This window comes from Rhodocytophaga aerolata, assembly GCF_030503435.1.
Lineage (GTDB): Bacteria > Bacteroidota > Bacteroidia > Cytophagales > 172606-1 > Rhodocytophaga > Rhodocytophaga aerolata.
This window is the reverse complement of record NZ_JAUKPO010000015.1, coordinates 39,029-65,795: the sequence shown is the minus strand read 5'-3', so window position 1 is coordinate 65,795 and position 26,767 is coordinate 39,029. Positions and strand designations below refer to the sequence as shown.

General features: G+C 42.8%; 23 protein-coding genes. 12 read left to right on the top strand and 11 right to left on the bottom strand.

Going from position 1 to position 26,767, the window contains the following annotated elements:
• Positions 1-9 precede the first annotated feature (9 nt).
• The 3 genes from Q0590_RS22005 to Q0590_RS21995 form a co-directional block, all read right to left on the bottom strand.
• Entirely contained in the window at positions 10-1,173 is a 1,164-nt protein-coding gene (locus Q0590_RS22005; RefSeq protein ID WP_302039769.1) for a DNA-binding transcriptional regulator, read from the bottom strand.
• A gap of 41 nt (positions 1,174-1,214) precedes the next feature.
• Positions 1,215-2,477: an MFS transporter gene (locus Q0590_RS22000; RefSeq protein ID WP_302039768.1), complete on the bottom strand. Its 1,263-nt coding sequence runs from the start codon at positions 2,475-2,477 to the stop codon at positions 1,215-1,217.
• Positions 2,478-2,817: 340 nt separating this feature from the next.
• Positions 2,818-3,513 carry a hypothetical protein gene (locus Q0590_RS21995; protein WP_302039767.1) on the bottom strand — a complete coding sequence of 232 codons (696 nt, stop codon included), beginning with the start codon at positions 3,511-3,513 and terminating at the stop codon, positions 2,818-2,820.
• Between the two features lie 571 nt (positions 3,514-4,084).
• Here Q0590_RS21995 and Q0590_RS21990 point away from each other — a divergent pair.
• Together Q0590_RS21990 and Q0590_RS21985 are read left to right on the top strand one after the other, a co-directional pair.
• Positions 4,085-5,053 (top strand): dihydrodipicolinate synthase family protein, encoded by a 969-nt coding sequence (locus tag Q0590_RS21990; protein ID WP_302039766.1) that lies wholly within the window; start codon positions 4,085-4,087, stop codon positions 5,051-5,053.
• An 11-nt stretch (positions 5,054-5,064) separates the two neighbouring features.
• On the top strand, positions 5,065-6,564 hold the full coding sequence (locus Q0590_RS21985) for a sodium:solute symporter family protein (RefSeq protein ID WP_366970488.1): 1,500 nt from the start codon (positions 5,065-5,067) through the stop codon (positions 6,562-6,564).
• Between the two features lie 182 nt (positions 6,565-6,746).
• On the opposite strand, the gene Q0590_RS21980 is transcribed toward Q0590_RS21985, so the two are convergent.
• Together Q0590_RS21980 and Q0590_RS21975 are read right to left on the bottom strand one after the other, a co-directional pair.
• Positions 6,747-9,029, bottom strand: coding sequence for a ligand-binding sensor domain-containing protein (locus Q0590_RS21980; protein WP_302039765.1), 2,283 nt, complete (start codon positions 9,027-9,029; stop codon positions 6,747-6,749).
• A 153-nt stretch (positions 9,030-9,182) separates the two neighbouring features.
• Positions 9,183-9,503 carry a hypothetical protein gene (locus Q0590_RS21975; RefSeq protein ID WP_302039764.1) on the bottom strand — a complete coding sequence of 107 codons (321 nt, stop codon included), beginning with the start codon at positions 9,501-9,503 and terminating at the stop codon, positions 9,183-9,185.
• A 370-nt stretch (positions 9,504-9,873) separates the two neighbouring features.
• Here Q0590_RS21975 and Q0590_RS21970 point away from each other — a divergent pair, with 370 nt between their 5' ends.
• From Q0590_RS21970 to Q0590_RS21950, 5 genes are all read left to right on the top strand, one after another.
• Entirely contained in the window at positions 9,874-10,755 is an 882-nt protein-coding gene (locus tag Q0590_RS21970; protein ID WP_302039763.1) for a DUF3078 domain-containing protein, read from the top strand.
• 49 nt (positions 10,756-10,804) lie between these two features.
• Positions 10,805-11,299, top strand: a complete 495-nt coding sequence (locus Q0590_RS21965; protein WP_302039762.1) for a hypothetical protein — start codon at positions 10,805-10,807, stop codon at positions 11,297-11,299.
• Between the two features lie 138 nt (positions 11,300-11,437).
• On the top strand, positions 11,438-11,815 hold the full coding sequence (locus Q0590_RS21960; RefSeq protein ID WP_302039761.1) for a SpoIIAA family protein: 378 nt from the start codon (positions 11,438-11,440) through the stop codon (positions 11,813-11,815).
• Between the two features lie 62 nt (positions 11,816-11,877).
• Positions 11,878-12,033 carry a hypothetical protein gene (locus Q0590_RS21955; RefSeq protein WP_302039760.1) on the top strand — a complete coding sequence of 52 codons (156 nt, stop codon included), beginning with the start codon at positions 11,878-11,880 and terminating at the stop codon, positions 12,031-12,033.
• A gap of 62 nt (positions 12,034-12,095) precedes the next feature.
• Positions 12,096-12,800, top strand: coding sequence for a hypothetical protein (locus tag Q0590_RS21950; RefSeq protein WP_302039759.1), 705 nt, complete (start codon positions 12,096-12,098; stop codon positions 12,798-12,800).
• Positions 12,801-12,824: 24 nt separating this feature from the next.
• Here Q0590_RS21950 and Q0590_RS21945 read toward each other — a convergent pair whose 3' ends face one another.
• Positions 12,825-13,526, bottom strand: coding sequence for a DUF2243 domain-containing protein (locus Q0590_RS21945; RefSeq protein ID WP_302039758.1), 702 nt, complete (start codon positions 13,524-13,526; stop codon positions 12,825-12,827).
• A 166-nt stretch (positions 13,527-13,692) separates the two neighbouring features.
• Between Q0590_RS21945 and Q0590_RS21940 the strand changes: the two genes are divergently transcribed.
• Positions 13,693-14,802 carry a zinc-binding metallopeptidase family protein gene (locus Q0590_RS21940; protein WP_302039757.1) on the top strand — a complete coding sequence of 370 codons (1,110 nt, stop codon included), beginning with the start codon at positions 13,693-13,695 and terminating at the stop codon, positions 14,800-14,802.
• 15 nt (positions 14,803-14,817) lie between these two features.
• Here Q0590_RS21940 and Q0590_RS21935 read toward each other — a convergent pair whose 3' ends face one another.
• The 3 genes from Q0590_RS21935 to Q0590_RS21925 form a co-directional block, all read right to left on the bottom strand.
• Entirely contained in the window at positions 14,818-15,936 is a 1,119-nt protein-coding gene (locus Q0590_RS21935) for a hypothetical protein (protein ID WP_302039756.1), read from the bottom strand.
• A gap of 244 nt (positions 15,937-16,180) precedes the next feature.
• Positions 16,181-16,930: a LytR/AlgR family response regulator transcription factor gene (locus Q0590_RS21930; RefSeq protein ID WP_302039755.1), complete on the bottom strand. Its 750-nt coding sequence runs from the start codon at positions 16,928-16,930 to the stop codon at positions 16,181-16,183.
• 1 nt (position 16,931) lies between these two features.
• Positions 16,932-18,926: a tetratricopeptide repeat protein gene (locus Q0590_RS21925; protein ID WP_302039754.1), complete on the bottom strand. Its 1,995-nt coding sequence runs from the start codon at positions 18,924-18,926 to the stop codon at positions 16,932-16,934.
• A 229-nt stretch (positions 18,927-19,155) separates the two neighbouring features.
• Here Q0590_RS21925 and Q0590_RS21920 point away from each other — a divergent pair, with 229 nt between their 5' ends.
• The 3 genes from Q0590_RS21920 (at position 19,156) to Q0590_RS21910 (ending at position 21,551) form a co-directional block, all read left to right on the top strand.
• Positions 19,156-20,034 carry a sugar phosphate isomerase/epimerase family protein gene (locus Q0590_RS21920; protein ID WP_302039753.1) on the top strand — a complete coding sequence of 293 codons (879 nt, stop codon included), beginning with the start codon at positions 19,156-19,158 and terminating at the stop codon, positions 20,032-20,034.
• 80 nt (positions 20,035-20,114) lie between these two features.
• A complete protein-coding gene (locus tag Q0590_RS21915; protein ID WP_302039752.1) occupies positions 20,115-20,429 on the top strand; it encodes a Dabb family protein in 315 nt (104 codons plus the stop codon).
• A gap of 96 nt (positions 20,430-20,525) precedes the next feature.
• Positions 20,526-21,551 (top strand): glycosyl hydrolase family 18 protein, encoded by a 1,026-nt coding sequence (locus Q0590_RS21910; protein ID WP_302039751.1) that lies wholly within the window; start codon positions 20,526-20,528, stop codon positions 21,549-21,551.
• A 105-nt stretch (positions 21,552-21,656) separates the two neighbouring features.
• On the opposite strand, the gene Q0590_RS21905 is transcribed toward Q0590_RS21910, so the two are convergent.
• Both Q0590_RS21905 and Q0590_RS21900 read right to left on the bottom strand, forming a co-directional pair.
• Positions 21,657-24,542, bottom strand: coding sequence for a PVC-type heme-binding CxxCH protein (locus tag Q0590_RS21905; RefSeq protein WP_302039750.1), 2,886 nt, complete (start codon positions 24,540-24,542; stop codon positions 21,657-21,659).
• 240 nt (positions 24,543-24,782) lie between these two features.
• Positions 24,783-26,036, bottom strand: a complete 1,254-nt coding sequence (locus tag Q0590_RS21900; protein WP_302039749.1) for a cytochrome-c peroxidase — start codon at positions 26,034-26,036, stop codon at positions 24,783-24,785.
• Positions 26,037-26,456: 420 nt separating this feature from the next.
• Here Q0590_RS21900 and Q0590_RS21895 point away from each other — a divergent pair, with 420 nt between their 5' ends.
• Entirely contained in the window at positions 26,457-26,669 is a 213-nt protein-coding gene (locus tag Q0590_RS21895; protein WP_302039748.1) for a hypothetical protein, read from the top strand.
• The last annotated feature ends 98 nt before the right edge of the window (positions 26,670-26,767 follow it).

The window sequence follows — 26,767 nt, the reverse complement described above, 5'->3', positions numbered from 1 at the left end:
ATCAGGAATTTACTTGCTGATCAGGTGATTTTTCCGGTATTCAACCGGGGTGAGGCCTTTCAATTGTTTGAACTGCCGGGCTATGTTCTTGCTGTCGTTCAGGCCCAGATCCAGAGCTATTTCAAAAATAGTCATGTCGGTCTCCAAAAGTTTCTGGGTAAACTTTTCGATGCGCAGGTTATAAATGTACTCATACACTGGGTACCCGGTAATCTGAAAAAAACGCTTCTCCAATGACCGCCTGGACAAAGGTACTTCTTTCAGCACTTGTTCTACTTTCAGATTCTTGTCTACGTTTTGGTGAATATATTTCAAGGCACTTACAATGTATTTGTCATTGGTCGCATATATATCGGTAGACTGCCGGGTGATCAACTGGGTTGGTTTTACGACAATATTATACGGATTAAAATCTTGTGTATTGATCATATATTCAATCAGCCTGGCAGCTTCATAGCCGCCTTTTTCTGCTCCCTGGCTGATGCTGGAGAGGGGAGGATCAGCTATACAGCACAGCATTTCGTCATTATCTACCCCTAGTACGGCTACTTCCTCGGGAATGCGGATACCAGCATGGCGGCAGGCTTCACTGATGTGGTGAGCCTGGTTATCGTCGCATGCCATGAGGGCAATGGGTTTGGGTAAGGATTTCAGCCACCTGCTTAAGGCGGAAGGTTTATAATACCACAAGGCAATAGCATTCGATTCCTCCGGCTCAAAATAATGTACCCGGTAGCCTGCTTCTTTCACCCTAGCCTCAAAACCTTCAGCCCGTTCTCTGGACCATACAATATTCTGAAAGCCATAAAAAGCAAAATGGTTGAATCCTTTTTTCAAAAAGTAGTCAGCACCCATTTGACCGGTTTCGTGATAGGCTCCGGTGATATTGGGAATTTCTTCAAAACGTTCTTGCAGATCCTGGGCTATAACAGCAATGCCAGCCTGTGTAAATTTTCCGACTTCACAATGATTGTAGAACTGCCCGATAATCCCATTTGCCCCCCAGTCTTTTGCCCATTCCAGTATGCCTTCTATTCCAATAGTTTCCCGGTAAAACTGAGGCATCCGGCAGAAAGCCCAGGGCCCATGATCTACCGAATACCGGGTAATGCCCCGCAGCAGACTTTTGAAATACTCTTCTGCAAAATCGCTGAGTAAAATAAGCTTGATCATAGCATTCGAAGAATTCGTTTATTGACAGATTTGTCTTGAACCTACGCCTGACTGAGTTTAAATAAATCACTCCAGTGTTTAATGGTGGCGTTCTTAACCAATGGCCGGGCCCACAAGCCAATGCTTAGAATATAGCCCAGGGTAAGAAACATACAGGCCATAGCCAGCTGCAAGCCCAGCAATTCACCTAAACCCCCGATAATTAATGGCACTACCGCCCCTCCGGCAATTCCGGTACATAAAATGCCGGAGAACGTGCCATGATGATGGCCGACAGAATTAAGCGCCAGCGAAACAATAACTGACCACATAACGGAGGCAAAAAAACCTGTAAGGGGAAATGCAATTAAGGCTATATCTACAGAACCGAAAAGTGCCAGGGCTAACGAAATAATAGCACCCGAACTAAAGACAATGAGCACCGTACGGCTATCAAATAACTTCAGAAATACAAGTCCCAGAAGGCAACCTATGGTAAGCAGCCCCCAGAAATAGGATATTATGGTAGCACCAGTCGTTGCCGGATCTACGCCATGGTAGGTCTGCAAAAATTTGGATGTCCAGTTGGCAATGCCTTGTTCGGTGCCAACATAGCAAAAGATACCTACAAAAAATAAGATCACATACCGGTTGCCTAACAGTTCTTTAAATGCTTTACCTGTGTCTATCTTTTCGTCTTCCTTCAACTCTACTGCCGGAAACTTTACCAGTTTAATAATAATAGCAACCACGAGTGCTGTTACGGCAAAAACCCAGTATAAAGATACCCATTTAAGGTCTGCGGCTACCAGGGAGTTAAAAAGGGAGATAACCGGATTGGTATTTTGGCTATGCAGGTTCTGCACCAGATAACTGTATAACAAAGGGCTGAGAAAAGAGGCAGCCCCAAAAAACAGCTGGGCCATTACCGAATTAAACGCAAAATGTTCCTCACCGCCAGCTTGCCTGAGAAGCGGGTTAATGACTACCTGCAACATAGCCATGCCAATTCCGATGGAGAACAAAGAAACCATAGCTATCTCAAACGTAGGAAACAAAGCAAACAGCAAGGCTCCAGCAAAGGCCATAAAAAATGCCCAAAGTAGCACAGGTTTAGCTGAATATTTTTCCATAAGAATGCCCGAAGGAATAGACATAATGCCGTAGGCAATGAAAAAAGAAAAGGGTAAAAATCCGGCTAGCCCAATACTCAGATCAAAGCTGTCAATAATATCGGGAATGATCGGGCCCAGAATATTGGTTAGAAAGGAAATAACGAAGAAGATAAAAAATATCAAAAAGACGATCAGTACATTGCGCTTCATAACTCAGGTAGTGTAGGCTAAACTGTGTACGAGTTGGTTTTACGCTTACGCATTTGGCGTACAGGCTCCCTCAATATACGCAAGGAGAATGAAATACGAAAGTGAATACGCTTTTATTGGACGAATAAATAAGTACTCATCTGGTTAAGCAAAAAGGCTTTGTTATATCAAAAAAAATAGCATAGATGAAGATGTACTAACACATAGAAAAATCTTTTTGGACAACAGAAGCCTACCCATGAAGTTTTGCTTGCCGATTCCTAGAACGAAACCGGCTTATTCCTAAAACTACCGTATACAGCAAAAACTCAGCTCTCTATTGATTCTTATTAACAGATGTTTACTTATAGAAACGTAAATTGTCTATAGCAATAGAACCATTGATGTTTACCTCCAGGTAACCTACCCCAGGAGTGTTTTTTAAATCAACTATACCTACCCCGTTTGCTTCTGTATCCTGAAACGTAGCCGTATACAACAGGGTACCTCCTTTCCTAGTATATAGCTTAACGTCACCTGTCTCTTTTTCTCTGGCCGTCTCAACGTCTAGCACAGTTAACGAAGTAGCCTTAATACCTCCGTTCACACGACTGAAGTCGAAAGTAATATACCCCGGCCCATCATCATCGTTAGGCACGGTGCCAAATTGTTTGAAGTTTTGAAGAACGACTATGTTTCCCAAAGCGGTATTGTTTATAAAATTTCCGCTTTCGCCTCCTTTGCCTTTACCTTTGCCGCCAAATTTTTGATTAGGGGTACCCAGGTCTACATCTTCCCAATGAGGAAGGCTGGAATTAAATACCATAGCGGCTACTGGTTTATCAGGAGAAATGGAATTAAAACTGGTCATGGGAATGACTAACCCACTATCACTGGTGACAGCAGATAGCAAGGTACCGGCAACTACTTTATTAAAACTTACCACATCATAGATCTCCAGATCTTCCACCGGATCAGGTATTACCTCTTCTGTTTCCTTGCAACTGAACAGACTCAACAAGCAGGCAGCCAAACTAATTAATACATGTTTTTTCATAGGAACGGTGTTAAATGAATTAGTCAGGTAGATCAGCATTAACTTCGCATCTCTGCCATAAAATTTCTTCGAATAATATCTTCTTCCATTTTCATTACCTATAACTTTTACTCCGGGCAGATTGCCAATCAGGAGCCGATAGATCTACGTAGTTCTATTGATCACTCATTTTCCTGGGGCCTTTAGTAAAAGTCGTTACCATGACACTTGCATGCTGGTTTTTATTTAAGTATAATGAAAGATGTAGATAAGTATTATTACTAAGGTACGGACAATTACTTCAGAAAGTTTACTAGACTGATAGATGGCAGAAAATTAGTGTCATAGCATCCTATAATTTGATAATCAATTATTTAAGTTGTTAGATACGTTCATACATAGAGGTGGAAATAATAGCTTTAATGGATAGTTATCAGCTTCTATTTATTTATGAAGGTGTACTTTTTAGCCTTGCTTTAGACTACGTATTTTGAGGAAATATTTACGTAAAAGAGGTTTTTTCCTGCTAATTAAGTCTTAACTTGTATGGCTACCAACCTGTTTTTTATTTTATTAAATGGCTTTGCAACCTATGGAAACAATTAACTTATTACCACCAGGACTATGGCCTGTGATGCTTACTCCGTTAAAGGAAACCAATGAACTAGATTTGAGAGGCTTGCAGGAATTGACTGATTTTTATCTGGAAGCGGGAGCCAATGGCTTATTTACCAATTGTTTGTCCAGTGAAATGTACCAGCTAACGGCCGAAGAGCGGCTGACCATTACACGAACCGTGGCGAAGCAAAGTAATGGAAGGGTGCCTGTGGTGAGTACCGGAACCTTCAGCGAGTACATGCCAGCCAATATAGATTTTATCAAACGGATTTACGATACCGGAGCTTCGGCTGTTGTGCTGATTACCGGCATTTTAGCCAGAAATGACGAAGAGGAAGATGTGCTGAAAAGCCGGATTGAAGAAATTATTTCCAGAACGGAAGGTATTCCCTTAGGGTTGTACGAATGCCCTATGCCGTATAAACGACTGGTAAGCGCTGAACTGATGAAGTGGCTGGCAGATACAGGCCGCTTTGTTTATCATAAAGATACCAGCTGTCATATAGGTTCGCTGCAAAAAAAAATACAAGCAACCCAAGGAAGCAGCTTTGGTTTGTACAATGCCGATACCCCTACTGCCCTGGATTCGCTGGAAGCTGGTGCCCGGGGAGTTTCTCCCATTTCAGCTAATTTTTATCCGGAGCTTTTTACATACCTGCTAAAGCGCTTCCAACATTCTGGCAGAACTCCCGAGTTAAATCAACTTTACTCCATGTTATTGGTGATGGATAAGCTGGTGCATACTTTTTATCCGTATTCAGCCAAGCTTTTCCTGCAAAAAAGAGGCTTGCGAATTGCTGCTAATTCCCGTATTCCAACTGAATCCATGACTCAGGCAGATAAACTCCGGTTTGATGCCTTATTTGATATGTTCCACACACTGGCTAGTAGGCACACGATAAATTTAGTGCTTAACCCAAAGTCATCCATCCATAATCTATAATAAGTATACGGTTGAATACACTGGATTTAGTTGTTTTTCTGGGATATATGCTGGGAATCACCCTGTTTGGGAGTTCGTTTTACAGCAAAAATAAATCTTCTGAAGCCTTTACACTGGGCACAAACAATTTTCCAACATGGGTAGTCGGCATGTCCATTTTTGCTACGTTTGTCAGCAGCATCAGTTTTATTGCCCTGCCAGGAAATGCTTTTCAAAGCAACTGGAATGCTTTTGTGTTCAGTTTGTCGCTGCCTGTGGCCTCCTACATCGCCGTAAAGTTTTTTGTACCACTCTACCGGAAAGTAAATAGTCCATCAGCCTATACGTTTCTGGAATACCGTTTCGGGCCATGGGCTCGTATTTATGTATCCGCCTGCTACCTGCTTACTCAGGTAATGCGGATGGGTACCATCTTGTATCTGCTTGCCCTCCCGGTGAACAGTATGTTCGGATGGGATATTATGACTATCATTTGTATTACTGGCCTGTTGGTAATGGTATATTCCTTGCTTGGAGGTATTCAAGGGGTAATCTGGACGGATGCCATTCAAGGGATTGTGTTGATTTCTGGGGCTTTGTTCTGCCTGGCTTATATTCTGGTAACCATTCCAGGTGGGCCATCTGCTGTGTTTGAGATTGCCTCCCAACAGGATAAATTCAGTCTCGGAAGTTTTAGTTTGCATGTGTCTGAATCTACGTTTTGGGTGGTGCTGATCTATGGGATATTTATCAACCTGCAGAACTATGGCATAGACCAGAATTATGTGCAGCGCTACATGGCTTCCCGCACGGAAGGAGAGGCTAAACGGTCTGCTTTCTGGGGTGGTTTATTATACATACCGGTCTCCCTGCTTTTTTTTATAATCGGAACGGCTTTGTATGCCTATTATACAGCCTTGCCGGAGCAATTACCTGCCGACCTGCGCAATAAAGCTATGAGCGACCGGGTTTTTCCGTATTTCATCGTACACAAACTACCTGCCGGGTTTACCGGGCTCTTGATCGCTTCTATTTTTGCGGCAGGCATGAGTACCATTTCTACCAGCATCAATAGTTCAGCTACTGTGGTGCTGACAGATTATTATAAGCGGTATAAAAAAAGCAAGGTTACCGACCAGCAAGCCATCCGTGTATTGTATCTGACTTCTGTAGTAGTCAGCCTGTTAGGGATTGTAATTGGCATTGCGCTGATCAATGTAAAAAGTGCCCTGGATGCCTGGTGGAAACTTGCTTCGGTGTTCAGTGGCGGCATGCTGGGTTTATTTTTACTGGCAGCATTTGTTAAGCAAATTTCCCAGAAAGGGGCAATTGCAGGTATGGTCGCTGGAATCGTGGCAATTCTTTGGCTAAGCCTTTCTCCGGTTATTTTTACTGAGGAGCCTCTTAAGCAATTTGCAAGCCCATTTCACGGCTACCTGACCATTGTACTTGGTACCCTGATCATTTTTGTGGTTGGTTTTCTGGCTTCTGTTCTGGCCAATAAAGGCAAGGAAAAACAGGTAGAAGTATAAACTGCGTTTACTAAGAAGTTCCCCATTTGTCAATCATCCCTTTTTGATGGTCGCTGATGTGCTGTAGCAAATATAAAATGATGTTTTCAGGTATCACCTTGTATTAGAACTCTTTGGAATAATAACTATATAAAAATACGCTCGCATAGATAGTACTTATACTGCCAAATAAGCTTGAGTTTTTACAAATCAGAAAGCAATTCTTTGTCTTTTAAATTTTCAGTAGCACTTTCCGAAGCCTTAGGGGCGCTGATAACGCCCAGATATCTTCCCATCCAGTAGGGCAGAAGCCATATATCTCCGGCACTGTATTCGGCTGTACCCTGGTCACCTCCATCTAGTTGGAAGCGGTTAGCATTGTGGCGGTTAATAGGTAATTCGTCCGGCGGGAGTACTTCTTGGGTGGTTTGCTGTCGAAAATTGGGAGCAAGTAAGTCAATATCTTTCCGCTGGCTGTTGGTTATTTGCCAGGTTCTCATATCCAGGGGATACTGCTGCAAATACCAGACGGCTTCATTCAGGTCAAAATTTGATACACCAGTAATGGCGGTGAATATATTCCAGGCACCTTCTTTTTCTGGCCGTTCCGCTTCCCAGTGATCTAAAATTGCCTCTTTATACATCATTTTCAGTGAATCGTTAAATGCATAGCGGTAAAGGCCCCAATAACCCAAAAAATACATTTCATCGTCGGAGTGATTCCAGGCTTCCGATAGATTTTTACTTAACTCATCGGCAGATTCGGGAGCCATACCAATTTCTTTGATTGGCCGCTTCAGGTTGTCCAGGTAGCCATGCTCATGCATAAGTTCAAAGGCTTTTTCTTTGTATATCTCTTTTCTGGTGAAATGATAGGCCGTTTGGAGCATAGCAATAATATTGGATGAGTTCAGTTTGCGGTCTCCCACCATTTTGGGCCGGGCATTTACATAATCCGGGTGCCATTTTCCCCACTGCGTAGGTTTGCCATCCCAGTCAATGAGGTAAAAATCATGAGAAACCACATGTTGCATCAGGGTATCTAGTAAGGTAATGGCCTTCCTTCTTAACTCCTGATCTTCTAAGAGTTCGGCCATGGCGCTTAAAGCAAAAACATGCCCGATGGCTTCGTCGCTACTTGTCGTAGATTTCCAGTCCCATTGAGGATCGTCTGCCGGCCGCCATCTGGCTTTATCATGCAGGGCATACCCCCGCCTCTCAAACGACCTGGAAGGAAACCCTGCCACCGGATTTATGGTGTAGAGCCGCTCCATAGCATCCAATGATTCACGGCAATTCTGCAAGGCGTCTTCGGACTTAGTCACAGCATACCTGAAAACCTGCGAACCCAGATACATCGCTGTCCATAACCCATCGTTATCGGAATCTTCCAGATAACCTGTGCTTACATTACCAGGTGTCATCCCTGCGATGGTGGCGTTAAATCCATTGCGGATATGGCGTTTACGTACCTGTTGTTCAAAATAAAGAGCCTTATCGTGTAATGTCATATCGCGGAAGTGTATTTCTCCCAGGCCTTTATCTGTTAGTATGAGTACACTTCCCTGGTGACCCTTGGCAATATGGATGACTTTATCGGAGGGAAGCCAGCGTTTTGAAGCATAGTAGCTATATTTTCCGTCCGGTAGAAGCTGAAAGGCACCTTTCTCAGAGCCAAACCAGAGGAGGTTGTCTATTTCCTGTACGGAGGTAATGTGTGTCCAGGGAAGCTTTGTTTGCTTTTCACCTTTCTGCTGATAGGATGAAGCATCAATTCGTAGAAACCCATTGCTTGAGCCAACAATTATTTCATGGGTGGCTGTAGCCAGGGTGAAACAGGTAAAGTCTTCTCCTTCAAAAACTGTGTCCAGGGTTTGTTTGGCCACAGAAAAAGTAACAAGTGATTTTTCTGTTAACAGCCAGAAAGTATTCCGGGTTTTGTCGAATACTATATCTATTACAGGTCCGGGAATGTTGCCCTGCCAGAGTACCTGCTTCTGGGTAAGGTACTGAACAGTATGACCATCTGATAGGAGAAAAGAAAAATCTTCTCCGGGTGCAACTAACGTAGCACCGGGAAGGCTATGGTTGATATAAAGCTTTCCTGCCCAGGCATTACTCAACAGGGCTTTATCATCCAAATACACCAGTTGCTCTTCATACAGCGTAAGCCCGGTAATCTTTCTGTCTTGTAGCGGCCTGTAGGAAACCTCCGGCACCAGCGAACCAGGATAGAGAAAAGCGCCAGCATGGGTTGTACGTAAACCTGCCGTTGATAAAATTGAAATCCGGCCATTGCGGTCGCAAAGCACTTTTTTCAGTGTAGCTTCCTCTGTTAGATTGTATTGAATACTAAAGTCCTGGGAATAGAGCGTATCCTGATGCACCGGCTGCACATGCGTGACCTGCTGGTTGGGGGCATTGGTGGTGCAGGAAAAAAAACAGATGCAAAGGCAAACTATAGCTCCGTGAACGAGTGATTTCATAAGAAGAGAGTGAAAATACAGAACAGTGTACAGCCGCATAGCTGTTTGGTAAGAATAGCAAAAATGCCTTACGCTAACAGGCGATTTTCCGTATTCGTATACGCACTTTGCGAATTTTACTTAGCCATGTGTAACAGTCTCTTCCTATCTATATTAGGCTGTAAAGTCCCATTCGGCTATAGTCTCCTGAGTGAATACTAAAAAAAACTCATCTTTCGGACGTTTAATAAATACTTGCAGGGTCTTTTTCTGGTCTTGTCCCTGATAGGCATAGTGCAGCGATAAAAAGAATTCAATAAATGCCCGTAGATCCAAGTCGGTAAACGCTGCCACAAACAGATCAGCCCGCAGGCAATTATCTCCTCCCTGCCTGCAATTGTCTAGTTTAGCAAAGGGTGACACCTTCAGCTTTGAGGTATAGGCATCTAGCTGGGCTCTGAACATTTCCTGTGTACCAAATAAAGATGCTGACAAGATGAGATTAGTTACCTGTTGCATGAAAAAATGAAATTTTACGAAAGTTACGTGGCTATATGTAAGAAACCAATAAACTATACGAACAATACAGGTGCTAGTTGGTTATACAGGATGATTAGCTGAAAAAATCCTTTTCTGGTGGCTTTGGGGCAATTACTGCGCTACGCGAAATAATTAAGGAAAACATTGTAAATGAATACTGGCAGGATTATATTTCGTGCTGAATTTCCCTGCTAACTCAACAAACAGATAATATTCAGCCGCCTGGCTTGCATAATATCCATACATATTTATCCCTTTACTGGCAGTTACTACCTTTATTGAATTTCGTCACCTTCAAGCATTGTTATACTAAACTTTCAAACGTATGATCAGATCATTTTTATTACTATGCCTAGGTATTTGTTGGCTGAGTACAGTTAGCGCTCAAACAGATACGACTTACTGGCGCAAATCCTTATCTACTGGTGCCAATATTAATCAATCATCGTTTAGCAGCAACTGGAAGGCCGGAGGGGTTAATTCCATTGCTTTAAGCCTTTTTTTAAATGCCAAAGCCAATTATCTGCGCGACAGAACTTCCTGGGATAATACCACCGAACTGCAATACGGCATGATTAAGAATGCCGGGCAAGGCATGCGTAAAAGCCTCGACCGTATTTTTCTGGACTCCAAAGTAGGCTATAAGCTCAGCGGCCACTGGAATGGCTTTTTTTCCGGAAATTTTATAACACAGTTCGCACCAGGCTATATTTATGATACAGATGCAGCAGGCAGCGACTCCCTGATCTCTAATCTGATGGCGCCGGCTTTTCTCACCTTTGCCATTGGCTTTGAATACAAACCAGAACCTTGGTTCTCTTTACGTCTGAGCCCGTTTGCACCCCGTTTTACTTTCCTTTTCGACGATGCCGTAGGCGTTAACCAGCGGTATGGCGTACCAGTGGGAGAAAGCGTGCGTACCGAATGGCTGGCGGCCATGGTGCAGGCAGATCTAGAGCGGGATTTATCTGAAAATCTTAACCTGAAAGCCAATTATCAGCTCTATGCCAACTACCAAACACTGGCCCTGAATGCGATAGATCACCGGCTAAGCACGACTATAACGGCAAAAGTTGGCAGGTATATTAGTGTGAATCTGACAGGTATTTTGCTTTACGACCGGGATCAGGACACGAAGGTACAGCTTAGTCAGGGACTGGGCTTAGGTATTTTATATACGGTGCAAAACTTTACCGATCCCAAATAAACTATAACAGCTGTATAGTACAGGTATTCCTTTCTTAATCTTATAAACAATGAACGCAATTCTGAAATCTTTTTTCTATTTTCTCATGCTCAGCCTGTTTTGTGTGGGATGTGATTCTCAACCTACTTCTGGCAGCCAGATAAACGAAGATACTACCTCCGTGACTACTGCTCCTGAACCGGTGGATAATACTTCCGGCCAGACGACCTGCTACAAATATGTAAGCGGGAAAGATAGTGTACGCATCCAGCTAACCACCACTGGCACCCAGGTAAAGGGACAGCTGGTTTACAGCCTGTTTGAGAAAGATAACAACACCGGCACCTTCGAAGGGCAAATGAGTGGCGATACGCTGTATGCCGATTATACCTTTCAGTCGGAGGGTAGTACGTCTGTCAGGGAAATTGCCATGCTGAAACGGCAAAATACCTTAGTGGAAGGCTATGGAGATGTAAAAGAGCAAAACGGGAAAATGGTGTTTACGAATAAAAAAGCGATAACTTTTTCTGATAACATGGTTTTGAAGGAGACCCCATGCCAATAATTGTGTGAGGAAGGTTTCAGGAAAAGGGCTGAATACTATCTTTCGCGTACCTGTTTTTTCCAGCCTTTTCTACCAACTTACCGGCTGTTCATCCGTACAATAGACATACTTCAACAATTGTACACAGGAATGACAAACATGCAACTGCTCCCAATGACTCGGGATAATTTAATAGCTTTGCGGGTAACAGATACACTTACTACCGAAGAAACTGCCCAGTTCAAAGCCATGGTCCGGGAAGTAGTTGAGCAGTATGGGGACGTGCGGGTGTACTTTGAAATGCTGTCTTTTGATGGCTGGCAGCTGGATAGCTTCCTGGACAATGCCCTTTTTGATATTGCCTTTGCAAACCGTTACAGCAAAGTTGCCATGGTAGGCGAAAAATCCTGGCAGGCCTGGATTACTAAACTGGCAGACATTGTAAAACGGGGAGAAGTCCGGTATTTTGATGTGCACGAACGTATGGAAGCGGTAGAGTGGGTACAACATGGTTCTCTGCGTACCATGGAAGGATAATTTTCAGGTCAGGCCAACGTTAGTACATTTAGTACCCGTTAAGGGTAACTTCTCCACTCTCTATGATTCTTGCCATTATTGCCTCAATTATCCTATTTACGTACTGGGCCTATTACCGTGTAGTTTATAAACAGGAAAAAACGGCCTGGGCCGACATTGAACGGGTAGCTATGTTGCTGGTGGTTTTCCTGGTGGCTTTGTATTTTATTTTGAGGTAATTGGTTTCTTTTGAAGAATGTATCCCTGAGTTTATAATAAGTTGAATGAAGATGTTTACTATATGCCTGAAAGAGTAAATATTGCAAATAGTATAGCTTACATGAAATATGTAAGCCAATTCGATTACATATTTAGTAAAGCATTTTTCACTCATCAAGAATTAATCGCTTTATCGGGAAATTATAAGGTTGTCATAGATTATTTCAATCATACCTATACCATATCGGAAAAAGTGGGTTGCTCTGTTAGCTGTCAGTTGATTATTGTACTAAACCGCTGGGATAAAATATTATATCAGTATAAAAATGTATTCGGAAATCCCTTCCATTATTATTTCTGCCATTCCAATTCCAGTGAATATTTAATGTGTGGTGCTGATTTACTACAGTTTACCATTTTTAACATCACAAAAAACAAAGCTCATACATTTGCTGATAAATGCATAATAGACAAACAAGAATGTATTAGTGAGTTCTGGTATATCTCGGGTATGCAATACAATCGGTCAAATAACCTTTTATTTATCAATGGACAAGATATGATGAATTGCCCTACTGTTACAATCGCTGATTTAACAAATCCTGAAATAGTGCCTTTACACACAAAAAACTTAGGTTCGTTTCTAGCTAAACTAGATAATGACTATGCATTTTGTAAAGCAGTGAATTGGAATTCAAACAATAGTTTGACTTTGGAAGTCGGCGAAGAAAACACGCAAGTAGTGACTTTAACAGAAAACCAACTTTTTGGTATTTTGGAAGAGTAGATTTTTCTCCAATAGATCAACTTATCAACCAAGGCTCTCTACCTTTCTTTCCCTACCTGTCAAAGCCAATCCTGCTATTATCAGCAGAAGGGATAAGCCAAGAAATCCATAATTCCAGGCAGCTGTGTTTTCGGTAATTTCCCGCACATTGTGAAGTTTCAGCAGGTGATGGTCAATAATGCCTTCTACAATATTGAACAATCCCCAACCCAGAAGTATTCCACCAGCGAGCAAGTTACCCGAACGGCTGATATCTTTCCTGAACAAAAGCCGCCAGAGCAGCACAATGCCAACCCCTACCACCAGCAACGTGAATGCATGAAATATACCATCCCAGAACATATTTACACTTTTAGTAACAAGCGTAGTGGGTGGCAGTTTGTTGGAGAGCATTTCGTGCCATTGCAAAATCTGGTGCAGCACTATTCCATCTATAAACCCGCCCAGGCCAATCCCGAGCACGGTGGCAGCCGAGGTTAAAGGTACAGGATTAAGAATATTTCCGGAGGGATTTGCGGCTACCTGCAGCCGGTGCCTGCGAGTAGAGACAAAGGCCAGTAAGGCCACTAGCAAGCCCAGCACGATGAACGCCGATAGCATAGTAACTAAATTTGGATAAAACGTGCTGTCGAAAATAGTTTCCTGAATCTGTTTGTTACAGGTAACGCAGGCGATGCCCGGCAAATGGAAACATAGGCCGATCAGAAGGAGTAATAGCTTTTTCATGCTGAAGGTAGGTATACGGCGCATACGCGTGCAGGCAAAAGTATGTTATCTTTCAGTAACAGTAGCCCGGCTATAGCAACTTAAACTAAACAAAATCTGTTGCTTACCGTTTGTTTACCGGATTTGTACTCAAATTGTTCCATGCCTTTTTCTGATAAATAACCCAATGAATATCTATACCTGTTTCTGTGGAAACACCTTGTTCTTTGAGAACTCCCAGTGCCTGGTTTGCCTGCGGGAAGTGGGCTGGTGCCCGGTTTGTAAAGGAATCCATGCTTTGCTACCGCATGGAGATGGTACCTATACCTGCGCCAACAGTGACTGCCAGGCACATCTGATGAAATGCCATAATTATGCTGTACACGATGTATGCAACCGGATGATCGCCGTTCAACAGGCAGAACAAACAATTGCTACCCATGATAAATTATGCGACTATTGCCGCTTTAATGAAACGATTCCAGACCTTTCGGTGGAAGGAAACCTGGCGAAATGGTACCAGCTGGAAGTAGCCAAACGGCGTTTATTGTTTACGCTTGATTTGCTTAAACTACCGTATGGAACTAAAGCAGAAGGGTTTGAATTGCCCTTGTCTTTTGATTTTAAAGCAGATATAGAGCCTTCCAGCAGAGCATGGCGTAATACAGGGGGAGGAGAAAAAGTATATACCGGACATGCCAACGGAAAAATAACCATAAATATCCGGGAAGCAGATTCCGTAGAACGTGAAAAGCTTCGGGTAAATATGGGCGAGACGCACCGTACACTGATTGGCCATTTCCGGCACGAAATAGGCCATTATTACTGGCAGTTGCTGGTACAGAATAGAGACGAAGAAGCATTTATCTCACTTTTTGGCGACCATAAAAACCCCACCTATAGCGAAGCCTTGAATCAATATTATAAAAATGGCCCTAAGCCTGCCTGGTGGGAGCAGTATATAAGTGCTTATGCCACCATGCATCCCTGGGAGGACTTTGCCGAAACATGGGGAGCCTATCTGGATATGGTCAGTGTGCTGAACACCGCTGAGAATGCCTACCTGTTAACCTACGACTCGGAAGAGCAAGGCAGCAAAAACTTTGATACCATGATAGCTAACTATTTGCAGATAGGAATTAAAGTAAATGAAGTGAACCGGGCAATGGGACTAATGGATATTCTACCAGAAATATTTACCCAACCTGTTTTAGAAAAGCTTAAGTATATTCACCGGTTGATCCGGAAAGCCAGATTTATGTTGGCTAAACCAATACTGAGCAGGTATACCATATAAAGGTTTAACCAAAATTTACTCATACCATATACTAACAGGGTTCCGTACATATATTCTTATTTCTTTGGAAGCTTCTGTTTGGCGGGAAATAATCAACAGGTGGCATGTGTGCTTGAGATCACCTCCTCTGGAACCATAGCCACACAAATCGCAACTAGCATAGGTAGTGCCATAGGAGATAGTTTTATCACCAGGCAGGTAATCATGCTGTCCGAAATACGAAACTACTATATCATCTAAGGTATACCCAGCCGTGCCACTACACCAGTCTGTGGTTTCCGGGTTGAAATTTTGTTTCCGCTCATGGGTTTGCCTAGCGAAGGTACCGTTGGTAAAAAAGGTGAAAGTTTCACTTTCTATGGTATAAGCAATGGTAGCCCGGGCCGTAGCATTCAAGGTTGTGCTAAGCGGATGGCATTTCCCTTGAGGCCGGTTGGGATCGCAGCAGCCTTCGTAGGTTGTATTGGTAATGAAATTATTCCCTGGTGCATTTAAAAAGCTGATTTCGTTGGTGGGGCCAAAAACCATGGTGGCAAACCAGAACCATTCCGGCGTCCAGAGTCCACTGGTGTCACCCAGAGTAGTAGGCTTATCAACTAATATCCCACAAGTATTTCCAGCAGCAGGTTCTACCGTAATAATCCGCTCAATTTTATCCAGGGGTGTTTTGGTATCGTCATAGGGGATGATATCTGCCGGAATATGGTAGGTCTGGTCTTCTTTTTCAGGATCAACTTCCAGTAAAATTACCGATACAGTGTCGCTTTCTTCTTCTCTTTCTATGGGGATGTCATAATAAAAGGTTCCTTGCTTCACAGCTATATAGATGCCTTTTAAGATGGTTGACTTGGGATGAGAGATACGGATGGGCATTTTTATTCCTGGCAGGGCAAATATAGTATCTTGTGTATTTGTTTTTAGTAAAGATATATTGGCAACCGCAGGTAAAGCACCGGAAACTTTAGTTGCCTTATCAAATTTTAATATTTCCTGCAATGCCGTTGGCTCTTTATGGCCTTGCTGGGTGGTATCTTTTATGGGTTCCGTATCTTCAGGTGAAGAACAACGTGATAAAGAAAGCACGGCTAATAAACTGATAAAAAAGAGGTTAGTAAGAAAATTTACTGTTTTCATAGCAATAAAATAGGGATAGGGAAATGGCTTTTGGTTTTGTTTACTGGAACTGTACCCGTGTGGTAAATCATGCTAGAGGATAGGGAGTTAATTCCGATGAACTACCTTGCTAGATTCCTGAGAAAAGATAGGGGAGGAGTAGACAAATAGCTATGCCGGATGTATCGCTGGCTGGGGTGGGTTTACAACTGGCTGGGGAAAGAAAATATCTGGTGAGGCAGCTGGGAGGTCTGCTGAAGGGGTGCTAAAGTGTATGGAGTAGCTGCAAAAACTCTTCTTTTTTTCGCCGGGAAACATCTACCGAATGTTGTTCTGTCATGAGAACATAGCCGCCTTCTCCCCGGATGTATTTCTGTACATGCTGCAAATTGATCAGGTAGGCATGATGCACCCGGCAAAAGCCAGATTCTTGTAACAAACTTTCGAACTCTTTCAGGTTGCGGGAAACCAGCTGGCTTTGCTTGTGAGTAAGGATGAGCCTGGTATAACTACCATCTGCCTGGCAATAAATAATATCCTGCGTATTATAGAATTCGATCCCTTCCTGGGTAGGAATAGCTAAGCGTTCAATTTTGCCAGCTTTATGGCCCATATTGTGCAGCACAGACTGGTACTGATGGTGCGTATTTTTCTGTTCCAGGCGGAATTTAGCTTTTTCAATCGCTACCCTTAACTCGTCAATATCTACTGGTTTTAACAGATAGTCCAGGGCACTGAAACGGATAGCTTTGATGGCATACCGGTCGTGAGCGGTTACAAAAATAACTTCAAACTGGAAAGGAGATACAGCTTTAAGCAGGTCAAAACCCGACATATGAGGCATCTGTACATCCAGAAAAACAATATCCGGCTGGCTATGTTTAAGCGTTTCTAACCCTTGTTCAGGAGTTTCACAGATACCTAGTACTGTTACTTCCGGAAAATATTTTTCCAATGCCAGCCGGAGGGCATTGCGGCCGTCGGCTTCATCGTCGATAATGAGTACGCGGAGCATGTTAACTTACAGGTATGTTAATTTCTACCCTGGTTCCCAGGGCATGGTTAAACGTGTCTTTCAGGTCGGTAATGCTGATCAGGTGCTCTACCTGTTGTCTACTGAGGAGCCGGAGCCGTTCTTCGGTAATTTTCATGCCCAGGGATTTGGTTTTAAAAACAGATTGTTCATCCAGTTCCCGGGCTTTTTCCCGGCCAATGCCATTATCTTCAATAATACAATACAAACGGTTGTTTTCTTCTTTTACTGAGATATCTATGACCCCTTGCTGGTCTTCAGCAGGCTTGTGCAACAAACCATGCCAGATTGCATTCTCTACAAAGGGTTGCAAAATCATGGAAGGCAAATAGGTGTCATCAGGATCAATGGACGCATCTACGTGGATTTTATATGAAATCCGGCCTTTGAAACGCAAACTTTCGAGTTGTATATATGACTCCAGTAAGGCTAGTTCATTGTGCAGCGTTACTTTGGAGCTTTCCGCATTTTCCAGGATCAGCCGCACCAGTCTGGAAAATTTACCCAGGTATAAAGAAGCATTTTCCGTATCGCCTTGCAAGATCATGCGGTTGATAGAGTTCATGCAGTTGAAGAAGAAATGCGGATTGATCTGCGCCTGGAGTGCTTTCATTTCCAGTTCACTCATCTGCCGTTTATAGGTTATTTCTTTTATTTGGGCATCTTTTTCCGTTAGTAGCTGACGGTTCTTATACCGTTGTTTTAAGGCATATACCAGTACCCCAGCAAATAAAAAGAGTAATATACCTGCCCCGATGGAAGCTTTTTTCAGGGTAGCCTGCCGCTGGGCCTCGTTTTCCTGAAGTTGCTTTTCTTTGGCCAGCAAACTGATCTGCTTGTCTTTTTCAGCGGTCTGGTACTTTAATTCCAGTTCTTTTACTTCATTCAGATGATTTTCGTTAAGCAAGCTGTCTTTCCAGACTTCATAATGCTTTCTGGAATTCAGCGCCTGTGAAAAGTTGCCACTTTCCTGATACACTTCGGATAAAGCCAGATATGATTCTTTAATAAGATACTTATACTGTAAGTCAGTAGCTTGTTTAATAATCTGCTCAAAAGCAAGTACCGATTGCTGATAGTTACCAACTTTGGATTCCAGTAGGGCAAGGTCAAACGCTGTGCTTAATATATCAATTTGTGAACCTAAATCTTCCGCTATTTCTTTAGCCATCTTATAATTTTCGAATGCTTCGTCATACTTTTTCTGGGCCAGATAAATATTTCCAATATTGCTCAGGTCAATTCTGGCTTCTTCCCTATAGCCATACTTTTGGTGTACCCGCAACGATTGATTATAGTATTCAAGGGCTTTATCGTACTGTTTCTTTTTCTTAAACACAACCCCCATATTCCCAGATGCCATGGCTATGCCTTTTTTGTCGCCCACCTGCTTGTAGATTTCCAGGCTCTTCTCAAAATATTCCAGTGCTTTGTCAAGCTTTTCTAACTCCTGATAGGCCACGCCAATAATCAGATAACAAGAAGCAACGGTAGCCGAGTCGCCTAATTGCTCATAGCGGCTGCGAGCCGCCCACAAATCGTTAACCGCCTTTTTGTAATCGCCTTCATAATAATTGATGATTCCCCGCATCATGTAGAAAGGAGCTTCAATGGACGTATCGTGCACATAAACCAGTTGTTGCGCCACTTTTGCCAGGGAATTCTGGGCATCAGGTAATAAGCCTTTCCTGTCGAAATAACGGGCTAATTGCAAATATGAACGGGCGATTCTTTTCTTATCATTCATCTGTTCACTCATCGAAATGGCTTTGCTGAGATATCTGGTAGCCTGCGTGGTATCATTTGCCAGTAGGTTTTTATGCAAAGCAATGTAGAGATCAATCCGGGTTGAATCCGGAGGATAGGCTTGCAGTACGGTGAGTAGGCTATCGGTTGAATGCTGGGCAAAACATGGATAGCCTATCCCCTGAAACAGCAGGATAATGAAGCATGTACAAAAACCAGTTTTGCTTATCATACGCTCTGAGGGATGTCCGGTTTGTTAGCTTAATTTACTCATTTTACGTGTTGTATAAATGAAATTTGTAGAGGTTTATTCTAAAAGCACCTGCTTGTCAACCAGTATTGAGTTAAAAAGATAAAATGCAACGCTTATAGGAGCGGATTTTTATTGGGTAGGGATCATGGATTACTCAAAAAAATATACAATATTGATTGTTTAGTAACTAAACCTACAGCCCTGTATTATGAAAAAACGTGTATTTCTATTCCTGACTTTTCTGGCAGCATTGGCCGCCTGTGAGAGCAAAAAAAATAATGCCGACAACCAAACAGATACAACTGCCACCTCAGCAAATGTTACCAACGACTGGAAATTTGGTGTAGCTTTGTGGACATTTCACACCTTTAACTTCCCCGATGCGTTAGCCAAAGTAGATAGCGCCGGTTTAACTTATATTGAACCGAATACATTTCATAAAACCGGCCCGGAGTTAAAAGATTCACTTATCCTACAACTTTCACCGGCAGGCATCGAAAAACTAAAGAACCTCATCGGGCAAAAAGGCATGAAAGCTGAATCGGTTTACATCGTTGGCGATTCTACCGTTAACTCCTGGAAAAAACAGTTTGATATTGCCAAGGGGTTAGGAGCAAAATTTGTAACAGCCGAGCCGCCAACTTCTATGTGGGATAGCATTGATAGCCTTGCTGGTGTATATGGAATGAAAGTGGCCATTCATGAGCATTGGAAAGGTGTAAGCCAATACTGGCATCCGGATTCAGTGCTGGCAGCCATTAAAGACCATCCGAATTTTGGTGCCTGTGCCGACCTGGGCCATTGGCCAAAGAGTGGAATTAATCCGCTGGAGGCAGTAAAAAAACTAAAAGGCCATATTATTAGCGTGCATCTGAAAGATATAGCTGCCTTCAATAATCCTGAGTTAAAAGATGTGCCCGTAGGTACTGGCGTAGTGGATTTTCCAGCCATATTTGAGGAGTTAAAAAATCAGCAGTTCAACGGACATATTTATCTAGAACGCGATGCTGAAGACCAACCAAGTAATCTGCCTTCTGTGATGCAAACCATCGAGTATTATAATGCCCAGCTAGGCCGGTTGCAATAGAAATATAGATGTACTTCTTGCCAGCTTCAACCTTTTTACAACTATCCGGTTTATTTTTAATCTAAAACTACCTCTATTTCATGGTTTCATCAGATAACGCTAAGATTCGGCATACGGTTGTTTTTTCCGTGAAACATCCCAAAAATTCAGCAGAAGAACAAGATTTTCTAACCGCTGCAAAAAAGCTTGCAGCCATACCGGGGGTGGAGAAATTTGAATGCCTGAAACAAATTAGTCCAAAGAATGCTTTTGACTTCGGTTTATCTATGGAATTTGCTGATGAGCACAGCTACCAAGCCTATACTAATCATCCCAGCCATCAGGCATTTGTAAAGGAAAGGTGGCTAGTGGAGGTAGCAGAATTTATGGAAATAGACTATCAGGTAATCCCATGATAAAATTTCTGCAGAACAGTCCGAAATGTGGGCTAGAGGAAAGGAAAAAGGCTTTTACAACATATAATTTATTAACAGAAAATACGTGAGGTACCGATGAAGAAAACTAATAATTATCAAAGTAGCGTATCCGGGTTTTGGTTTCTGGTAGGGTTGTTACTGCTAGTATTTATGAGCCTTTCTGACAGAACCAGTGCTCAGACAAAAACAAAGTCAGCCAAAGACCGATTTAAAATTGTGGGGTATTATCCGTTGAAAGCAGCATTAACGGCTGATCTGACGAAAGTACCGTTTGATAAACTGACACACATTAATCTTTGGTTTGTCAATCCGGATTCGCTTGGCAACTTTACACAAGAGTTCACAGGACTTCGATCATTTATTGATGCAGCGCATGCTAGAGAGGTAAAGGTGTTATTTTCAATTGGCGGAGGAAGCAAGCAAGCACAGTATCATCAATTGTTGCAACCCGAAAAACGAAGTAGTTTTATTCAGAGCCTGGTGTCTTTGGCCAATCGGGAAGGCGTAGATGGAGTAGACGTTGATCTGGAAGGAAGTGATATTGATGAAAACTATGAACCCTTTGTTGTAGAGCTGGCAGCTGCCCTGCGAACTACTAATAAGCTGATCACTGCCGCTATTGCCGTTTATTATAAAGACCAATTATCAGATAAAGCCCTGGCCACCTATGATTTTGTCAATGTGATGAGTTATGACCGGACCGGGCCCTGGCGGCCGGATAAACCCGGTCCGCATGCCACCTATGAACATGCCCTGGAAGATTTGACCTATTTTGGAAAGGAGAGGCAACTTTCGAAACAAAAAATGACCTTGGGTGTGCCTTTTTATGGGTATGGGTATGATCTTTCCGGAAAAGCTGCTGCCATCAGTATGAATTTTAAAGAAATTACACAAACGTATCCCGGATCTCACCTGGCCGATGAGCTAAAAATGCCAGATGGAAAAATGTTATATTACAATGGGTTGGAGACTATAAAGAAAAAAGTACAGTTAGCAAAAAAACAGGCCTCTGGCATTATGATCTGGCAACTGATGGGAGATGCGGAAGGAGAATATTCGTTGCTGAATTATATCAATAAAGTAGCTGCAGAAAACAAGTGATAAAAACACGTGCGTACCTACAAACAAAAAGCCTGTGAGTAGAAACACAAGCTTTTTGATTTATAAGAACATACGAAACTTTTTAGCTATCCTATTATTGTTTGTTTACTGTTTGGGCTCCAGTACTTTTTTTAGCAAAGCGGCAAGTTCATGGTTTTGCGTTGTATGATCCATTTTATCTAACCGCTGTTGCAGCACTTGCAAAATTTTCTGAGATTCAGCATTATTTACCGCTGCTACCCGTTGAATAGTAAAAGGTAAAACGTGGGGCACTTTGGCTGACAAAGCCAGGTCTACAGCCCGTTGCATATCTGTAGGGACAGCTGGTTCAAAGGCATACCATAGCATCAGCGGTAAATTGTGATCTGCTTTATCTTCTTCGCGCTGAAGCAGGGCTTCTACAGTAGCCCATCTTTTCTCCGGAGAGATCCGCTGTATGGCTGAAGTTAAATACAAGCGTACCATAGTCGAGGTGTCATTTTTAGCCATCTGAGCAAAACGGGCCAGGGCAGCTTCAGAAGGGTTTTTATCTTCTGCCAGCAGTTGGATAGCCCAGCTACGCATATACTCATTTTCGTGATCCAGTAAGGGGAGCAGGTCTTTTTCAGTTAATCCTTTTGTAACATGTAATGTCCATAAAGCACGCAGCTTGCGGGAAACATCCGGATTGGTAGTAAGGATATTTCTCAACGCTTTATGTACTTTCTTGTTTGGCCCACGTTCCTGCAAAATCAATCTGGCATTGCGCACATACCATTCATTTTTATGCAACTGATAGTTTACTAAATCTATGTCAGACGCCTTGCGGAGATCTACCTGCACCCACTGATCAGTTTCGTGGCTTATCTTAAAAATTCGGCCCATGGTTTTCTGATGAACATCTGGGTTAGAACTATGACACTGATTTTTATCGTACCAGTCAATGGCAAACACAGAACCACTGGGGTCGTATCTGAAATTTAACCACTGCGACCAGGTGTCATTCGTTAAGAGAAAATCTTTATCATGGCTGGCTGTGTAGCCGGAGCCTTTTCTTGTGAGCAAATCTACATTTACCCGGCTGCCATGAATATTGTTCATAAAAATGCTATTGCGGTATTGCTGCGGCCATTTTTCGCTGCCTAAATAAATCATGGCACCGGCATGTGCGTGGCCGCCACCTTTAGCGTTAGACCGGAAGTTCCCGGCATGCGGTCCGCGTTCGCCTACCCAATGTACATGGTCGCCTATCTCTTTGATGTCTTCGTAGGTATAGGGGTTAAAATGATTCCCTGCCTGCCGCAGGTATCTGGCTCCCTGAATCACATGAAACATATGCGGAATAACACATACGGTAATAAACGGATGTCCATAATCATTAAAATCGATACCCCATGGATTGCTGGTGCCTTCAGCAAACAATTCAAATTTCTTGGTAGTGGGATGATACCGCCAAACACCGGCATTCAGCTTAGTCCGCTGATTGTCCGGGGTACCTGGCTTGCCCACGTTTGAATGAGTAAAAACGCCATGTGTTCCATATAGCCAGCCATCTGGTCCCCAGCGGAAGTTATTCAGCATTTCATGCGTATCTTCATATCCCCAACCATCCAGCAGAATTTGCGGAGGACCTGCAGGTTTGTCGCCAGACTTGTCAATTGGAATAAACAGCAGGTGAGGAGCTGAACCCAGCCAGACACCACCCATGCCCACTTCAATTGCACTAATCAGGTTTAATCCTTCGGTAAATACAATCCGTTTGTCTAGTTTTCCATCGCCATTCGTATCTTCAAAAATTAAGATACGGTCTTTTCCCTGGCCTTCCGGCGCCCGCACCGGATAGGTATGTGCTTCGGCAACCCATAATCTACCGCGGGCATCTATCGTAAAGCTGATCGGACGGACAACATCCGGTTCTGCCGCCGCCAGTCTCACGGAGAAACCTTTTTCCATAGTCATGCTTTTGGCTGCTTCTTCAGCTGACAAGCCTGAATGCACAATGGGATCTAATGGCGGAAGAATGATAATATCACTTTGCTTGAGTTCGTTTGGAAAATTGGGGCGTTCTGCATGAAACTGAAAATCATCAAAATTAATGTGAGCCCAGGTATCGTCTCCAATATAAGGTATCTGGGATATGCCGGTTTCATTATCCACTATCCGAATGAACATTTCTTTGTTGAGTAAGTCAGCTACATCTACCACAACAGGCTGAAGCGTAGCCCGTCCTGAACCAGTAATCTGAAAAAACACCTCATTATTATCAGCCCGTACCAGTTCAACCCGTGTGTCTTGCAAGGCTCCACCGGATACTTTGAATGAGGAGAAAGGATGCGTTACAGGAAAGGGTACTGATGTGAGGGTGCCTGTTTTTTTGTAATTCTTAGTGCCACCGCTGCTTACAAATTGTTTGCCTGAAAAACCAATCTGCATGTCTTTTTCATGAATAGGCGAGGGGTCAGCAGATACCAGCGGATCAGTAAAGGCATCGCCAGTGGCTGTCCAGTCTGATAAGGTAGCCGTTTCAAATCCTAGGTTCAGTTGCTTGCCTGCCTTTTTGGGTTGTATACCCACAATAGCTGCTTCCTCGGTAATGTTACCCTCTACCACCTCAAATTTACCCACCATGCCGGCAGCCCTATGTCCTGGAATGGAACAAAAGTACGTATCATTCTGGGCAGCTTTAAAAACGATACTGGCCGTATCTCCCTTTTGTACGAGTACTTTACTTTTTACACCCAGTTTCTCTAGGACAATATCATGCGTCATGGTTTCGCCATTGACAATTTTAATGCGTACCAGATCTCCTTTGTTCGCTTTCAGTACCGGATTTCGTTTGCCATCTTCACCAAAGTAACCTAGCATGGTTGCTTGCAATGTGTAGTCACGGTCGAAAGGAGCTACTTTCATCGATTGTACAACCTCTTTGCCAGGGCCAGGTACGGAACTGTTGGCAGGTTGATATAACGCAAGGGCAATGGCGGATAAAATAAGTAGTCGTGGAAAATTCATAAATGTTTCAAATTAGGAGGTTCAATTCCTGAGAGTTGTTGAGTATGGGTATATAGATTTTGTGTAAAAAAGCACTTCTTGAATATATAAAAATAAGAAAAAAATATAAAGTTAAAGTCCAATAGGTAAAATTTGAAATGAATACCCTCACTCTTGTTGGTAAACAGGTAAAAAAATGGGGCAGTTGGTAATGAACAGGTAAATGTACTTAATCAACTTCATAAGATGCACCTTTCTCAATTAATGTATATTACCTCCAACAGGCAGGCCACTGGGAACACTTTCTGGGATTGTCCTGTCAAACTGATCGTCATTCAATGTATTGAGAAAGGCTTCTATGGCTTGAAAATCTTTAAATTTTAATTTCATCTGTTTGGCAAGCGGATCTAGTTGCTTGCGGCTGACTTGTGGATTTTCTGGCTCTTTACTGGCCATATCCTCATAAAATTCCATCACCCTGCGCAGGGTTTTGAATTTACCATTGTGCATATACGGGTCGGTATACCGTAAATTACGTAGGGTGGGTGTACGGAAAGCATAGCTGTTCTTGGGGCCAGTATCGGGTATTGTTAACTTTTCGTTATCGGCAACCCCTAACACATGCAGTTTAAAATCAGAGAACATAGGACCATTGTGGCATTTGGCACACCCCGACCGGATAAAGGCTGCAAACCCTTCCTTTTCCAGCGACGATATAGCTTTATGATCACCCCGCATGTATTGGTCGAAACGGGAATTATTGGCAGTAAGTGACCGTTGAAACGTAGCCAGGGCTTTTGCTATGTTTACTGCATTGATAGATGAGGAATCTCCAAAAACCTTTGCAAAATACAGTTCATACGCAGGTATCTGTTGTATCCGGTTAACTATACTGTCTAAAGTAACCTCTGTCTCATACGATGGGCCACGCATTTCTTCAAAATTAATTATAGGTTCTAAGGCTTGTTTCTCCAGGCTTTCAACCCTCAAATCCCAGAACATTGGCGCTTTTTCAGGCGTATAGTTTCCCTCCACATCTATTCCATTATAGGCGGTATTTAACAGGGAATGGGCATTCCGCCTGGCAAATGGGATCGAGTTGGGATGATTAAATTTCCGCATTTCTCCTAAACCAGTTCCATTTACGCCAATGGAAAGTTCCTGGCTCTCGGCATACCCATAATCCGGATGATGGCAGGAAGCGCAGGCAACATCCTTGCCGCCCGACAAAATAGGATCATAGAACAATAACCGTCCTAATGCTATTTTATCCGCAGTACTGGGGTTGTCTACCGGAGAAATATACGTTTCAGGCAGCGCGCCTACTTCTTCTCTGATCGGCTCATCGCGGGTAGAAACTGTTGATTTACTCTGTTCTTTTTCCCGGTGGCAAGCCATTAGTACAATAGCTGCCAGATATATCAGAAGTGAAGCAAAAAAATAGGCTGTCACTTTCATAAAGCATTTAATGTTAATGCCAGAGACATACTGGAAGTATGCTCTGCGAATAGTCATGAAATAAGTAATTTACGAAAAATAACTCAACTCTACATGGGAATTTTGAAGATAGACAACAACCCTTGGTTTTGAACTGTCCTTTATTTCATTTTTACTAAGTCACTCTATAGTATATTTTGCAGCAAATGGATACGATGTATATTTATCTGGGAGATAAGCTGACAGATACGGCTTGGAAAGGTAAACTTTGCCGGGCTATACGAAAAAACGGAAAATGCATCCGTAGTAAGAAGGGAACTATGTTGGTTGAACTTGAAGGGAGGTCAATGATTGTTCTGGCCCGTCTGCTGAGAAAGCAATGAGGTAACCAGTAAAGAGGCTCATTTTACCTGAGTTATTAGCTGAAGTTCTTACATGGGTAGGATAGTGTATAATTTCCTTGCTTATGGCTAGGTGAAGGTGAAGTATTTTTGCAGAATGAATTTACAACAAACATCCCAACGTATAGCATTGACTGAATCTCAGGAAAAGCAAATTTTAACTACTCCCAGGAAACGAAATATTGAAGTAGACTTACTTACTGATGATCATATCCGGCAGATGCTGGTAAAGATTGGTTCAAATTTTCAGGCTGATCCTGGTAACCGGAAAAAAATTACTCTGCTCACTAAGCAGCAAAACCTGAATTAATATTTATAGGCAACTCTACCTATACTTCTATAGGTGGGTTTCTGAATTCTTGATTCTACCATTAAAAAAAAGCCCGGGCAAAACCCGGGCTTTTTTAT

Excerpts from the sequence above, each read along its gene's own strand:
- Q0590_RS21970 (WP_302039763.1), top strand. The coding sequence starts at position 9,874 with ATGATCAGATCATTTTTATTACTATGCCTAGGTATTTGTTGGCTGAGT.
- Q0590_RS21945 (WP_302039758.1), bottom strand. The coding sequence starts at position 13,526 with ATGAAAAAGCTATTACTCCTTCTGATCGGCCTATGTTTCCATTTGCCG.
- Q0590_RS21960 (WP_302039761.1), top strand. The coding sequence starts at position 11,438 with ATGCAACTGCTCCCAATGACTCGGGATAATTTAATAGCTTTGCGGGTA.
- Q0590_RS22005 (WP_302039769.1), bottom strand. The coding sequence starts at position 1,173 with ATGATCAAGCTTATTTTACTCAGCGATTTTGCAGAAGAGTATTTCAAA.
- Q0590_RS21965 (WP_302039762.1), top strand. The coding sequence starts at position 10,805 with ATGAACGCAATTCTGAAATCTTTTTTCTATTTTCTCATGCTCAGCCTG.
- Q0590_RS21910 (WP_302039751.1), top strand. The coding sequence starts at position 20,526 with ATGAAGAAAACTAATAATTATCAAAGTAGCGTATCCGGGTTTTGGTTT.
- Q0590_RS21995 (WP_302039767.1), bottom strand. The coding sequence starts at position 3,513 with ATGAAAAAACATGTATTAATTAGTTTGGCTGCCTGCTTGTTGAGTCTG.
- Q0590_RS21935 (WP_302039756.1), bottom strand. The coding sequence starts at position 15,936 with ATGAAAACAGTAAATTTTCTTACTAACCTCTTTTTTATCAGTTTATTA.
- Q0590_RS22000 (WP_302039768.1), bottom strand. The coding sequence starts at position 2,477 with ATGAAGCGCAATGTACTGATCGTCTTTTTGATATTTTTTATCTTCTTC.
- Q0590_RS21955 (WP_302039760.1), top strand. The coding sequence starts at position 11,878 with ATGATTCTTGCCATTATTGCCTCAATTATCCTATTTACGTACTGGGCC.
- Q0590_RS21980 (WP_302039765.1), bottom strand. The coding sequence starts at position 9,029 with ATGAAATCACTCGTTCACGGAGCTATAGTTTGCCTTTGCATCTGTTTT.
- Q0590_RS21905 (WP_302039750.1), bottom strand. The coding sequence starts at position 24,542 with ATGAATTTTCCACGACTACTTATTTTATCCGCCATTGCCCTTGCGTTA.
- Q0590_RS21990 (WP_302039766.1), top strand. The coding sequence starts at position 4,085 with ATGGAAACAATTAACTTATTACCACCAGGACTATGGCCTGTGATGCTT.
- Q0590_RS21950 (WP_302039759.1), top strand. The coding sequence starts at position 12,096 with ATGCCTGAAAGAGTAAATATTGCAAATAGTATAGCTTACATGAAATAT.
- Q0590_RS21920 (WP_302039753.1), top strand. The coding sequence starts at position 19,156 with ATGAAAAAACGTGTATTTCTATTCCTGACTTTTCTGGCAGCATTGGCC.
- Q0590_RS21900 (WP_302039749.1), bottom strand. The coding sequence starts at position 26,036 with ATGACTATTCGCAGAGCATACTTCCAGTATGTCTCTGGCATTAACATT.
- Q0590_RS21940 (WP_302039757.1), top strand. The coding sequence starts at position 13,693 with ATGAATATCTATACCTGTTTCTGTGGAAACACCTTGTTCTTTGAGAAC.
- Q0590_RS21895 (WP_302039748.1), top strand. The coding sequence starts at position 26,457 with ATGAATTTACAACAAACATCCCAACGTATAGCATTGACTGAATCTCAG.
- Q0590_RS21915 (WP_302039752.1), top strand. The coding sequence starts at position 20,115 with ATGGTTTCATCAGATAACGCTAAGATTCGGCATACGGTTGTTTTTTCC.
- Q0590_RS21930 (WP_302039755.1), bottom strand. The coding sequence starts at position 16,930 with ATGCTCCGCGTACTCATTATCGACGATGAAGCCGACGGCCGCAATGCC.
- Q0590_RS21925 (WP_302039754.1), bottom strand. The coding sequence starts at position 18,926 with ATGATAAGCAAAACTGGTTTTTGTACATGCTTCATTATCCTGCTGTTT.